Annotated in this window: 11 protein-coding genes; 5 read left to right on the top strand and 6 right to left on the bottom strand. The window is 39.2% G+C overall.

Annotation, left to right across the window (positions count from 1 at the left end):
• Positions 1-2 precede the first annotated feature (2 nt).
• From nqrF to ZA06_RS03625, 6 genes are read right to left on the bottom strand one after another with little or no spacing between them, the layout of a single operon-like run.
• Positions 3-1,313, bottom strand: coding sequence for an NADH:ubiquinone reductase (Na(+)-transporting) subunit F (gene nqrF, locus ZA06_RS03600; RefSeq protein WP_053976022.1), 1,311 nt, complete (start codon positions 1,311-1,313; stop codon positions 3-5).
• A gap of 1 nt (position 1,314) precedes the next feature.
• Positions 1,315-2,034 carry an NADH:ubiquinone reductase (Na(+)-transporting) subunit E gene (nqrE, locus tag ZA06_RS03605; RefSeq protein WP_076662224.1) on the bottom strand — a complete coding sequence of 240 codons (720 nt, stop codon included), beginning with the start codon at positions 2,032-2,034 and terminating at the stop codon, positions 1,315-1,317.
• 30 nt (positions 2,035-2,064) lie between these two features.
• Complete coding sequence (locus ZA06_RS03610) at positions 2,065-2,709, bottom strand: NADH:ubiquinone reductase (Na(+)-transporting) subunit D (RefSeq protein WP_053976024.1); 645 nt, start codon at positions 2,707-2,709, stop codon at positions 2,065-2,067.
• 6 nt (positions 2,710-2,715) lie between these two features.
• Complete coding sequence (locus ZA06_RS03615; RefSeq protein ID WP_053976025.1) at positions 2,716-3,468, bottom strand: Na(+)-translocating NADH-quinone reductase subunit C; 753 nt, start codon at positions 3,466-3,468, stop codon at positions 2,716-2,718.
• Position 3,469: 1 nt separating this feature from the next.
• Entirely contained in the window at positions 3,470-4,669 is a 1,200-nt protein-coding gene (locus ZA06_RS03620) for an NADH:ubiquinone reductase (Na(+)-transporting) subunit B (RefSeq protein WP_053976026.1), read from the bottom strand.
• Between the two features lie 2 nt (positions 4,670-4,671).
• Positions 4,672-6,027 (bottom strand): Na(+)-translocating NADH-quinone reductase subunit A, encoded by a 1,356-nt coding sequence (locus ZA06_RS03625; protein WP_053976027.1) that lies wholly within the window; start codon positions 6,025-6,027, stop codon positions 4,672-4,674.
• 163 nt (positions 6,028-6,190) lie between these two features.
• On the opposite strand from ZA06_RS03625, the gene ZA06_RS03630 reads away from it, so the two are divergent.
• The 5 genes from ZA06_RS03630 (at position 6,191) to ZA06_RS03650 (ending at position 13,113) form a co-directional block, all read left to right on the top strand.
• A complete protein-coding gene (locus ZA06_RS03630) occupies positions 6,191-7,441 on the top strand; it encodes a type IX secretion system plug protein (protein ID WP_053976028.1) in 1,251 nt (416 codons plus the stop codon).
• Positions 7,442-7,594: 153 nt separating this feature from the next.
• Positions 7,595-8,965, top strand: coding sequence for a pyridoxal phosphate-dependent decarboxylase family protein (locus ZA06_RS03635; protein ID WP_053976029.1), 1,371 nt, complete (start codon positions 7,595-7,597; stop codon positions 8,963-8,965).
• 101 nt (positions 8,966-9,066) lie between these two features.
• The gene (apaG, locus tag ZA06_RS03640) at positions 9,067-9,453 is read left to right on the top strand and encodes a Co2+/Mg2+ efflux protein ApaG (protein WP_053976030.1); all 387 of its coding nucleotides are present in this window, start codon (positions 9,067-9,069) and stop codon (positions 9,451-9,453) included.
• A 237-nt stretch (positions 9,454-9,690) separates the two neighbouring features.
• On the top strand, positions 9,691-11,316 hold the full coding sequence (pruA, locus tag ZA06_RS03645; RefSeq protein ID WP_053976031.1) for an L-glutamate gamma-semialdehyde dehydrogenase: 1,626 nt from the start codon (positions 9,691-9,693) through the stop codon (positions 11,314-11,316).
• Between the two features lie 147 nt (positions 11,317-11,463).
• Positions 11,464-13,113 (top strand): T9SS type A sorting domain-containing protein, encoded by a 1,650-nt coding sequence (locus tag ZA06_RS03650; RefSeq protein ID WP_053976032.1) that lies wholly within the window; start codon positions 11,464-11,466, stop codon positions 13,111-13,113.
• Positions 13,114-13,116 lie beyond the last annotated feature (3 nt).

Raw genomic sequence — 13,116 nt, forward strand, 5'->3', positions numbered from 1 at the left:
GATTATCCACCAAAGTCATCAAAACGGATGTTTTCATCTGGAAGACCAAAATCTTGTCCCATTTTTTCTACGGCCTTGTTCATTAACGGTGGTCCACAGAAATATAATTCGATATCTTCAGGAGCATCGTGATGATCCAAGTAGTTTTCGATTACACAGTTGTGAATGAATCCTACGAATCCATCTCCAGCCTCATCATGGATATCTTTCTTCACTTTCCAGTTATCTTCTGGAAGTGGCTCAGATAATGCCAAGAAGAACTTAAAGTTAGGGAAATCTCTTTCTAAAGCTCTAAAGTGCTCAATGTAGAATAACTCACGCTTAGAACGTCCTCCGTACCAATAAGTCACTTTTCTACCCGTTTTAAGAGTTTTGAATAAGTGGTACAAGTGCGAACGCATTGGCGCCATACCAGCTCCACCACCTACATATAACATTTCTGCGTCTGACTCGTTGATGAAGAATTCACCATAAGGTCCCGAAATGATCACTTTGTCTCCCGGTTTTCTTGAGAAAATGTAAGATGATGCTACCCCTGGGTTTACATCCATCCAACCATTTTTAGCTCTATCCCATGGTGGAGTGGCAATACGCACGTTAAGCATAATGTCACGTCCCTCTGCTGGGTAAGAGGCCATGGAGTAAGCTCTTTCAACCGTTTCGTCATTCTTCATTACCAATGGCCAAAGACCAAATTTGTCCCATTCAGCTTGAAACTTATCTGGAGTTTCGTGCTCTTCTGGGTGGGCAGTAATGTCTATATCAGAATATTTAATTTCACACTGAGGGATTTCAATTTGAATATATCCACCAGCTTTATAGTTCATATCCTCTGGGATACGTACCACGAATTCCTTGATGAAGGATGCCACGTTGTAGTTACGTACAACTTCAGCTTCCCATTTTTTAATACCAAATACTTCTTCCGGAATGGTGATTTCCATGTCTTGTTTTACCTTAACCTGACATGCCAAACGCGCACCATGTTGCAACTCCTTACGAGTAAAGTGAGGTGTCTCGGTTGGAAGCGCTTCACCTCCACCAGCTAATACATGACACTCACATTGGATACAAGTTCCACCTCCACCACAAGCGGAAGGCAAGAAGATTTTTGAATTTCCTAAAGTAGACAATAAACTCCCTCCTGAGGCTACTTCAATTTCCTTTTCCCCGTTAATTTTAATCTTAACCGGCCCTGAAGGAGATAATTTTTGTTTTACGAATAATAACAAGGCCACCAATAAAAGTGTTACTACCAAAAAGGCAGCGACCGTTGCTACTATGGTTCCTACTGTACCTGCTGCTAATATCATGTTACTCGTTTACTTTTGTATTGTTAGCTAACTTATTCTCTGTGTCCTTCTTTACAGTTTCTACCTGTGCAGTTTCAGCCTCTTCTTTAGCGCCTTCATCACCTCCAGTCAACATACCACCAAAGCTCATGAAACCAATAGCCATAAGACCTGTAATGATAAACGTGATACCTAAACCTCTCAAAGGCGCAGGAACATTGGAATATCTAATTTTCTCACGGATAGCAGCAATTGCTAAAATAGCCAAGAACCAACCAATACCAGAAGACAATCCATAGTTGAATGCCAATCCGATAGAAGGAATCTCACGAGATTGCATAAATAAAGATCCTCCCAAAATAGCACAGTTTACAGCAATAAGCGGCAAGAAAATACCAAGAGAGTTATACAATGCTGGAGAGAACTTCTCTACAACAATCTCTACCAATTGTACCATGGTTGCAATAGTAGCAATAAACATGATGAAAGAAAGGAAGCTCAGGTCGTAATCGGCATACTCTGCCCCTAACCATTTTAAAGCTCCTGGTTGTAAAATGTATTGGTCCAACAACCAGTTTACTGGCACAGTAACCGCCAATACAAATATAACGGCAGCTCCTAGACCTACAGCTGTAGACACTTTTTTAGACACTGCAAGGTAAGAACACATTCCTAAGAAAGTGGCAAATACCATGTTGTCTATAAATATCGATTTGAAAAATAATTCTATGTGCTCTAACATAATCTATCTTTTTAAGTAACCCGCTAAGGATTAATCTTCAATTAAATCTTTGTTTCTGCTACGTTGTACCCAGATGATGATACCCACCACGATCAATGCCATTGGCGATAACAACATAAATCCGTTGTTTTCATATCCTAAAGCATACAATCCAGTTTTTTCAATTGGGTCTCCCAATACTTTAAATCCCAATAAAGTACCAGAACCTAAAAGTTCTCTGAAGAATCCAACGATTACAAGAATGATCCCGTATCCTAAGGCATTACCAATACCATCCAAGAAAGATCTCCACGGTCCGTTACCAAGAGCAAAAGCCTCAAAACGTCCCATGATAATACAGTTCGTGATAATCAAACCAACGAATACAGAAAGCGTTTTACTTAATTCGTATGCAAACGCCTTTAGTACTTGGTCAACGATAATTACCAAGGCAGCAACTACTGTTAACTGAACGATAATTCTAATTTTAGAAGGAATGATGTTTCTGATCAATGAAATAACTACGTTCCCCATTCCCAATACAAACATTACCGAAATAGCCATTACAATAGACGCTTTCAATTGAGCAGTAATAGCCAAGGCAGAACATATACCTAATACCTGAATGGTAATAGGGTTATTGTCCGCTAATGGGTCTGTAATTAACTTGGCGTCTTTTTTTGATAAAAGTCCCATATCTTATTAGTTGTTTTTTAAGTTATCGAAAAAAGGCTTGTACAATTGTAAGTCGCTTTTCAACATTGCAGCAACACCATTACCAGTAATAGTGGCACCAGCAATTGCGTCTACCTCGTTATCGGTTTTGTTTTCGTTCTTAGGGTCTGCATTTCCTTTAGCTACATCAACTCCTTTGAAGTTTCCGTTGCTATCCAATAAATGCTCTCCAATAAAGTCATCCATAAAGAAACGCTCCTTAATGTTGGCCCCAAGTCCAGGAGTTTCTCCTTTGTGATCAAAATAGGCGCCTTGAACAACCATGTTTTCGTCCATAGAAACATAGCCCCAAATAGCATCCCAAAGTCCTTTACCATAAACTGGAGCGATATAGAAAGTTTTTCCATCCTTCTCTCCTACAAATATTGGCAACTGTCTTTTGGAAGCATCTCCAGCAGCAGCTTCTTTAGCTTTTTTGATATCGATTAAATAAGCGTTAGCATCTTCTGACACTTCACCACCTTGCATTACCAATTGCTTAGTGATGTACTTTGAAAACAATTCTGGAGCTTGAGATTTATCTACAAAAACAGCGCTACTCTCATCATTTTCGTTTACACCCATAGCATACAAAATGTTTTGTTTCTTTTCCAACTCCACATTTTTTCCAATTGTATCCTTAAGTGACGCCGCAGTAAAAGCCAACAAAGCTCCTACTACCACTACCATACCAATGGCAAACAATACGGTATATACGTTACTATCTGTTTTATTACTCATCTTAAGCTGTTTTTGCTTTTAAACGTTTCATTCTTTTCTTAACATTTCCTTGTACCACGTAGTGGTCAATGGTCGGTGCAAATACGTTCATCAATAAAATGGCCAACATCACACCTTCTGGGTAAGCCGGGTTGAACACACGGATCAAGATTGAAATGAATCCTACTAAGAATCCATAAATCCATTTTCCTTTATTGGTTTGAGAAGCCGTTACAGGATCTGTAGCCATAAACACAGTACCAAAGGCAAAACCTCCAATTAATAAATGGTGCCAGAATTCAGTGCTCATCAATCCGTAGAATTTACTGCTTACAGTTACCCAACCAGCATCAACAACACTGTTAAAAATCAATCCCATTACCAAAGCTCCCAATACAGAAGACAACATAATTCTCCAGCTTCCAATTTTAGTGAAGATCAAGAACAATCCTCCCAAAAGAATCAAGAAGGTAGAAGTCTCTCCAACAGAACCAGGAATAAATCCGTAGAACATATCGGCAACAGAATATCCTGCTCCATTTCCTTGTGCTAAACTTCCTAAAATGGTTTCACCTGAAATCACATCAACATTTGCTCCACTGGCAATTTCATTGGCACGCTCTACAGCACCGTGTACCCATACTTTATCTCCAGACATCCACGTTGGATATGCGAAGAACAAAAACGCACGAATCGTTAATGCAGGGTTAAGGATGTTCATCCCTGTACCTCCAAATACTTCTTTACCAATAACTACCCCAAATGCTACGGCAACTGCCAACATCCATAATGGTAAATCGATTGGTACAATAAGTGGCACCAACATTCCAGTTACCAAGTAACCTTCTTCAACTTCATGTCCTTTAATAATAGCGAACAAGAACTCGATTCCAAGTCCTACACCATAAGACACAATAATTAAAGGCAATACTTTTATCAATCCAATAGAAAAGGAATCCCAAGACAAGAAATCTACAGGAGTTCCCAATGCATGATAATGTTGGTATCCGGCATTGAACATACCAAAGATCAAACACGGAATCAAAGCCATGATTACCGTATTCATGGTACGCTTCAAATCGTCGGCAGCCTTAATATGAGTTCCACCATGAGTGGTATCGTTAGGCAAGTATAAAAAGGTATGCAATGCGTTAAACGCAGGCGCCATCTTGGTGCCTTTATACTTTTCTTTTAAGTTATGTAATGTACTTTTCAAACTCATGGCTATCCTATTTCTTTAATCATTAAGTCCAAACCTTCTCTAATAATTTTTTGGTGAGGTTGTTTAGACACACAAACAAATTCGGTCAAAGCAAAATCTTCTGGGGCAACTTCATACATCCCCAAAGCTTCCATTTCGTCAAGGTCCTTGTACATACAAGCCTTTAAAAGTTGCATTGGATACATATCCAGAGGGAATACTTCCTCGTAGTTTCCAGTTACCACAAATGCTCTGTGCTCTCCGTTGGTATTAGTATCTAAATCAAACTTCTTCTTAGGGTTCAACCATGAAAAAGTCAATGCTCTAGAAGTTGATATTTTATTGAAAACAGGTTTGTTCCAGCCAAAGAATTCGTAATCATCTCCCTCAGGAATTACCGTAATGGTGTTGCTGTAGTAATCCAAACAACCATCTGGCTTCACTTGTTTTCCTGTAAGTACATTTCCAGAGATAATTCTGCAGTTACTGTCTTTATCAATGCCATTGTCATAAACCATAGTAGCGACTTCGCTACCAATTTTGGTTCTGAAATATCTAGGCTTCTTCACTGAAGATCCTGCCAAGGCAACAATACGTTCTGCGTTGAATTTTCCAGTTAGCAACAATTCACCAATAATCACCAAATCCTGAGGAGCTAAGGTCCAAACCACTTCTCCCTTATTGATTGGATCAATTTTATTGATCTGTGTTCCTACATTCCCAACCGGGTGTGGTCCAGACACCTTGTGCAAGGTAACCCCTGAAAGCCCCGCCAATGGTGAATTGGAACCAGCACCTACAGACACGTGCACGGCACCTTCTGTAAGTTTTCCAAGAGCCGTAATTGCAGCCTGAAGCTCTGCCTCTTTACCTTGCAGCGCATAATCGTAATCTGCTGCCAATGGCGCCGATGCATATCCCGATACAAAAATAGCCTTAGGGCTTTTGTTTGGATTGGCAATAACATCGTAAGGACGTTGCTTGATAAAAGGCCAACAACCCGCAGCCAACAAATGAGATTTGATAGCCTCTGCTTTTGCAGAAGCCACATCCAATTTGCCGCTTTCTAGGTAAGATTGCTCTTTATCCGCTTGGATCTTGATTGCTAAAATTCTTCGTTTTGCACCACGTTGTACCTCTACTACCTCTCCAGAAACTGGAGACACAAATTTCACAAGTTCATTCGCTTTGTCATAAAAAACAGTTTCACCTGCTTTTACTTTTGCGCCTTCTTTTGCTACTAATTTTGGGGTAACGCCGTGAAAGTCTTCGGGCCTGATGGTGCAGAAATTACTGATGATCGCGTTCTCTGTGGACCTATCAGCTTCACCTTTTAGGTTTATATTCAGACCTTTTTTAATCTTAATGTCGTTTGACATATGTTTGATATTGAAATTAATTGTCTAAAAATCGACGCAAATTTACGAATTAATAGCTAAATTATATTTGAAATAATAGCTAGTTATTTATTTATACCAATTCTAAATAAACAAAATTTACGTCCTATAAAATTAACTATATTTACATCAAAATAAGACTTTAATGACATCTAAATTCAACCTCATCGCCTTAATTTTCCTATCACCTCTCCTTATTTTCTCACAAGTTTCCGAAGTCGCCCCTCCAGATTTCATTAAAACTATCACATTTAAGGGTGATACTCAGGAGAGTCAACTCCCAATCTTGACCTTGGGACGACCTTTGGTTTTGGAGTTTGATGCCCTAACGGGGAATGAGGAAGATTTCTATTATATCATTGAACATTTCAATTTTGATTGGACACCTTCACAACTGGTTAAATCCGAATATCTAAAAGGTTTCGACAACCAACGAATCCGCAACTATGAAAACTCATTCAATACTTATCAAATTTATTCCCACTATACCCTCCAAATCCCAAACAACCAAACAGGCAACATTTTAAAAAGTGGCAATTACCTCATTTCAATCTATGACCAATACGAAGAATTGATGTTCTCAAGAAAATTTATGGTCTATGAAGATTTAGTGAGTGTTGGCGTAACATTAAAGCGCTCTAGAGATGTGAGTGTCATTAATGAAAAGCAGTCGGTTGACTTTATCATTAATTCTAGAGGATTGAACCTGAACAATCCAAGCGAAACCGTTAAAACCCTGGTAATCCAGAACAATAACCTTAACACAGCTATATCCTCTCTGAAACCTCAGTATACCATGGGTAAAGAACTCATTTACAAATACACTACCGAATCGAGTTTTTGGGGAGGCAATGAATATTTGTTTTTTGAGAACAAGGATGTTCGCGCAGCGAATGTTGGTGTTCAGTTTATTGACTTAAGGGATATTTACCACGGATTCTTGTTCACTAATACAGCTAGAGCAGGACAGCCCTACACCTACAACCCCGATATCAACGGAAATTTTGTAATCACAGCCTTAGACACCGACAATCCATCTATTGAAGCAGATTACACCAGTATTCATTTTTCATTGTTACTGCCTGAACTTCCAATAGGACAATCCATCTATGTTTACGGCAACTACAATAATTACATTACAGACGAAAGCAACAAGATGGCCTACAACCCTAGCAAAGGTATCTATGAAGCTGAAATAAAACTGAAACAAGGATTTTACAACTACAAATACGTAGTTCGTGATGAAAATGGGCAATTGGACGAAGGTGCTATTTGCGGTAATTATTACCAAACCGAGAACAATTATAAAGTTTTGGTGTATTACCGCGACCTAGGAGCTCGCTATGACAGGTTGATCGGCCTAGGCGAAGGTACTTCTGTAAATATTACAAATTAAAAAGTTTTGACAACGAAGTCCGTAATGTTAGATTACAGAATGAGACAAAGTCATTATCAATTCATTCAAATCTTACTAGTTTTCAATGGTTTTGATAGTAATTTTTAATAATTTTAGACTTGCTTGTAATTTCAGGCTTTCAACACGGAATTCATGGAGAAAGATTTAAAGCTGTTTAATGAACTGGCCCAAATACTTTTAGAAGAAGAACAAAGCCAGCCTGTTGCCAAGCCAATTGACACAGAACAACTATATGACAGCCTAGACCTTGAACTGCCCGACGAACCAACTTCCGAAGAAGACTTTAAAGCTTCCTTACTAGAAATCATAAAATATACGCCCAAAACCGCCTCCTCTTCCTTTTTCAATCAATTGTATGGCGGACGTGTGGAAAAGGCCACCTTGGGAGACCTATTGGCCGTCATGCTAAACACCAGCATGTATACTTATAAAATAGGAGGCCCACAAATAGGAATTGAGAAAATCATCCTTAAGAAAATCTGCGAAATGATTGGTTATGGCCCCAGCAGCGATGGTACCTTCGCCCCCGGAGGATCTATGAGCAACTTTATGGCCATGGTCATGGCACGCGACAAACACAGTAAAACGGCACCCAACAAAGGAGTTACTTCCAAAATGATTGTTTACACCTCCGAAGTTTCCCATTACTCCATCAACAAAAATGCAGCACTAATGGGGATTGGAAGAAATCAGGTTCGTGAGGTTAAAACCAATGATCATGGAGAAATGCTTCCTGAAGACCTTGAAATGAAAATCAAACAAGATCTTGCCGAAGGGCACCATCCCTTTTTTGTGAACTGCACTGCTGGCACCACCGTCATGGGAGCTTTTGATGATGTTACAGAAATTCACAAAGTAAGCAGCAAATACAACCTTTGGCTGCATTTGGATGGCGCTTATTGTGGATCGGTGATTTTCAGTAAGAAATATGCTCATTTAGTAAAAGGCATTGCACTAACAGACTCCTTCAGCGTCAACGCCCACAAAATGTTGGGAACACCTTTGAGCTGCTCCATCATAGTTACCCAAAACGCTGAAGACCTTCATATTTCATTTTCCAGTGAAGCTGAATATTTATACCAAACGGATGGAGACGATTACAACCTGGGAAAAACCTCGTTGCAATGTGGAAGACGCAATGACGCCCTAAAATTTTGGACGCTTTGGAAAAGCATCGGCACGGAAGGATTGGAAACGATTGTTGACAAACAATTCCAATTGGCTGATGTTGCCAGAAATTATGTTAGCAGCCACCCAGACTACACTTTGTATAGTTTTGACAATTCCATATCCGTTTGCTTTAATTACAAAAACACTCCAGCAAAACAACTCTGCACAGCACTCTATGAAAACGCCAAACTTATGGTAAGCTACGGCACGTTTAAAGGGCAGGAATTTGTTAGATTGGTTACCATTAATTCCATTTTGAAGGAAAAAGACATTATGAATTTCTTCGCAGAACTGGAAACATTTGTGCAAAACAACAATTTCAATCCAAAATAAGTCTTTAAAACTTTAAAGCTGTTAAAAATCACCCCAGTAAAAGCTAAAAACCTGCAAGCAAAAGAAAAATACGTTAAATTAGCATTTTTAAGGTCAACTTCATGGTACAACAAGTTACAAGCGGAATCAAAATTTCCGTAGAGACAACATTCGAAGGAACATTTTATAAAAATTATAAAGTGCACTTTGCCTTTGGCTACAAAGTAACTATTGAAAACCAAGGCAAGGATGCCGTTCAACTTAATTCGAGACATTGGAAAATTTTTGATGCTCTTAATAATGTTGAAATTGTTGAAGGCGAAGGTGTCATTGGCAAAAAGCCTGTTCTTCAACCTGGAGAATCCCATACTTACAATTCAGGATGTTTATTAACATCGCCATTTGGCGCTATGAAGGGTTACTACAACATGGTAAACTTCACCTCCACCAATAATTTTAAGGTCTACATTCCCGCCTTTAAATTAAGTGCACCGTTTGCACTTAACTAAAATCTCAGTTCAAATCACTTTTAAGATTTATTCCCTCTTCTTCTTGAAAACAGAGGCAGTTTAGATATTGAAAAAGCCCCATTTATTTCTATCTCATTCTCAATTATTGCCACTAGATACCTCACAAAATCCTTGCGAATTTTAATACGGTTTTAAGAAGTTATCGCTCTCATAAATATCCAAAAAATCGTACCTTTGGCTATGAAAATTTTGAATAACCCTATAAATAAAATACCCATGGGAAAAGGATTTTTTAATGTACCCGTTGCTATTAATGAACCGGTAAAATCTTACGCTCCCGGATCTCCGGAACGCGAAGCTGTTTTAAAAGCTTACAAAGAAATGTTCAATAGCAAAGTGGACGTGCCCCTATATATCAACGGACAAGATGTAGAAACAGGTAACACCCGCACTATGTCCCCTCCACACGACCACCAACATGTTGTTGGAACCTATCATGTAGCTGAACAATCTCACGTAGAAGAAGCGATTGCTACTGCTTTGGAAGCCAGAAAAACATGGTCGCAACTTCCATGGGAACAGCGCGCAGGCATCTTCCTGAAAGCCGCCGAATTGATTGCAGGTCCTTATAGAGCCAAAATAAATGCTGCCACCATGATTGCGCAGTCCAAAACCATTCACCAGGCAGAAATCGATTCAGCCTGTGAATTGATTGACTTTTTGCGTTTCAACGTACAGTTTATGGCAGACATCTACCATGAGCAACCAGAAAGTACCAGCGATGCCTGGAACAGAGTTGAATACCGTCCATTGGAAGGATTCACTTATGCGGTTACACCTTTCAACTTTACAGCTATCGCAGGAAACTTGCCTGCATGTATGGCTTTGATGGGGAATGTGGTAGTTTGGAAACCTAGCGACAGTCAAGTATATTCTGCAAAAGTAATTATGGACGTCTTTAGAGAAGCTGGAGTTCCTGCAGGAGTTATCAATGTTGTATTTGGAGACCCTGCCATGATTACCAATACGGTAATGGCTAGCCCAGATTTCTCTGGATTGCATTTTACAGGATCTACTTTTGTATTCAAGGAACTTTGGAAGAAAATAGGAGAAAACATCCACAACTATAAAACCTACCCAAGAATCGTAGGGGAAACAGGAGGAAAAGACTTTATCGTAGCGCACAAAACAGCTAACCCAAAACAAGTAGCAACAGCTATTGTAAGAGGTGCATTTGAATTTCAAGGACAGAAATGTAGTGCCGCTTCTAGAGCTTATATCCCAACCAATTTATGGGGAGAGGTTAAAAACTACGTTTTGGAAGATCTTAAATCCTTTAAAATGGGATCTCCTGAGGACATGAGCAACTTTATCACTGCAGTAATCCATGAAGGATCTTTTGACAAACTTGCCAAATATATCGATGGAGCGAAAGCCGATAGCGACGCAGAAATTATTGCTGGAGGAAACTACGATAAATCTAAAGGCTACTTTATAGAACCAACTGTAATTGTTACTACCAATCCTAAGTACACCACCATGTGTACCGAATTATTTGGTCCAGTAATCACTATTTACGTATACGATGCAGAGGCTTATTCTGAAACTTTGAAATTGGTAGACGAAACAAGCGAATACGCTCTTACAGGCGCTATCCTCTCAACTGACCGATATGCTATTGAAGAAGCTACAAAAGCATTACAAAATAGTGCCGGAAACTTCTATATCAATGACAAGCCAACAGGAGCAGTTGTAGGACAACAGCCGTTTGGAGGCGCAAGGGCATCAGGAACCAATGATAAAGCGGGTAGTGCACAGAACTTGTTGCGTTGGGTTTCACCTAGATTAATTAAAGAAACCTTTGTAACACCTACAGATTACCGTTACCCGTTCTTAGGCTAAGAAATTTCATTTTGAAATATATTAAAAACCTCAAAAATTAACTTTTGAGGTTTTTTTTATGCATTTTAATTTCTCCTCTAAACAGTATTATCACACACTGAAATAATTCGTATCTTTAAGTTTCCATTAATCTTAAATCGACCTTATATGAAATTAAATTACTTTTCGCTTTTTTCTTTCCTAACCATTCCCCTGCTATTTTACGGACAAACTCCTGGGGTTGAAAGCGACATTACGTCCATTAATTCCTCTATAACCTACCAAGGTTTTGGAGAAACTATGGCACATGCCGGAACTGGAGAATATAAAATATACTACGATAACATAGATGGTGTATTTGATAAACCAATTATTGTTGCAGACGGGTTTGACCCCAACGACTCAAGAACAATAGACCTTATGTACAGCTTATTGGACTACGGAGAACCTGTACAGAATTTAGCCGATGCCTTACGAGATGAAGGCTTTGATATTGTGGTTCTGAACTTCCCAACCTACATAAGCAGTTCAGACAACACTACTGAAATAAATGGAGGCGCAGACTTTATCCAAAGGAATGCCTTTATCCTAACTGAACTCATAGAAACAGTTAATGAGTTAAAAGAAGGTGACGAGCAAAATGTAGTTATTGGACCAAGTATGGGAGGATTGGTATCACAATACGCACTTCGCTATATGGAGCAAAACAGCTTGGACCACGACACTCGTTTGTTCATATCGTTCGATACACCTCATTTAGGAGCCAATGTTCCAATAGGCGTGCAATACATGTTCAATTACATGTATAATGGAGACCCTGAAATTGCAGAAGCCGAAAACCTAGTAAACGGATTTCTGAACAGTGCTGCCGCAAAACAAATGTTGATTGACCATTATTTGGGACATCTACAATCAGGCTCTGATGTAGACCAAGATCCCACCATAACATTACCCGTAGGTGCGCCAAATTTCAGAGATACCTTCCAAGCAGAATTAAACACCATGGGCATGCCACAAGATTCCCGCAATGTTGCTATCGTTAATGGTAGCGGCACCGGAGAAATGACAGGCACTCCTGGAATGGAATTGATTAATCATACTTTTGACACGGGTGTTGTAGGAACCACACAAACCAGGGCCGCTGTTACAATTAACTTTGCCCCATTAGCTTCGCAAACCATCACCGTAACCGATTTAGCTGGACAAATTAATATTTTAGGGAATTGGATTAACGTTTACACTTTTGAAGCCTCAGCAGCCTCTCCAGCCACCTCCGATGGATTGGACAGTGCTCCAGGAGGACAATTTGACATGTCTTCCTTTGGCGATGAATCTGTAGATTTGATTTCAGAATTTGTGGACAACTTAAATTCTCAGTATTTCTGCTTTATACCCACATTAAGTGCACTTTCTATAAGTGACAACAATTGGTATACAGCACCTGTTACAACAAACTCTCCATTTGATAATACTTATATTCCAGATAGCAATGAACCACATGTTACTTTAACCACTGGTAATGTTGCATTTGCCATATCGGAAATTCTAGAAGACGCTTTAAGCCTTCCATCCTACGAAATGGACATTGTGAAACTCACTCAAAATCCGATAAAAAACCAAATGACCATATTAAGTTCCTCAAACTTTGACAACACTGAAATAGCCATTTTTGATCTTACCGGAAAGCAAGTGTACCAAGCCAACACTTCACTAACCAGCTATAACTATTTCAATATAGAATTGGATTCCGGATTGTACTTATTACAGGTTCGCAACAACTCTAAAACTTTATTAAACACAAAGCTGGTGGTGAACTAAAAT

Source organism: Mangrovimonas xylaniphaga, from assembly GCF_001280435.1.
Lineage (GTDB): Bacteria > Bacteroidota > Bacteroidia > Flavobacteriales > Flavobacteriaceae > Mangrovimonas_A > Mangrovimonas_A xylaniphaga.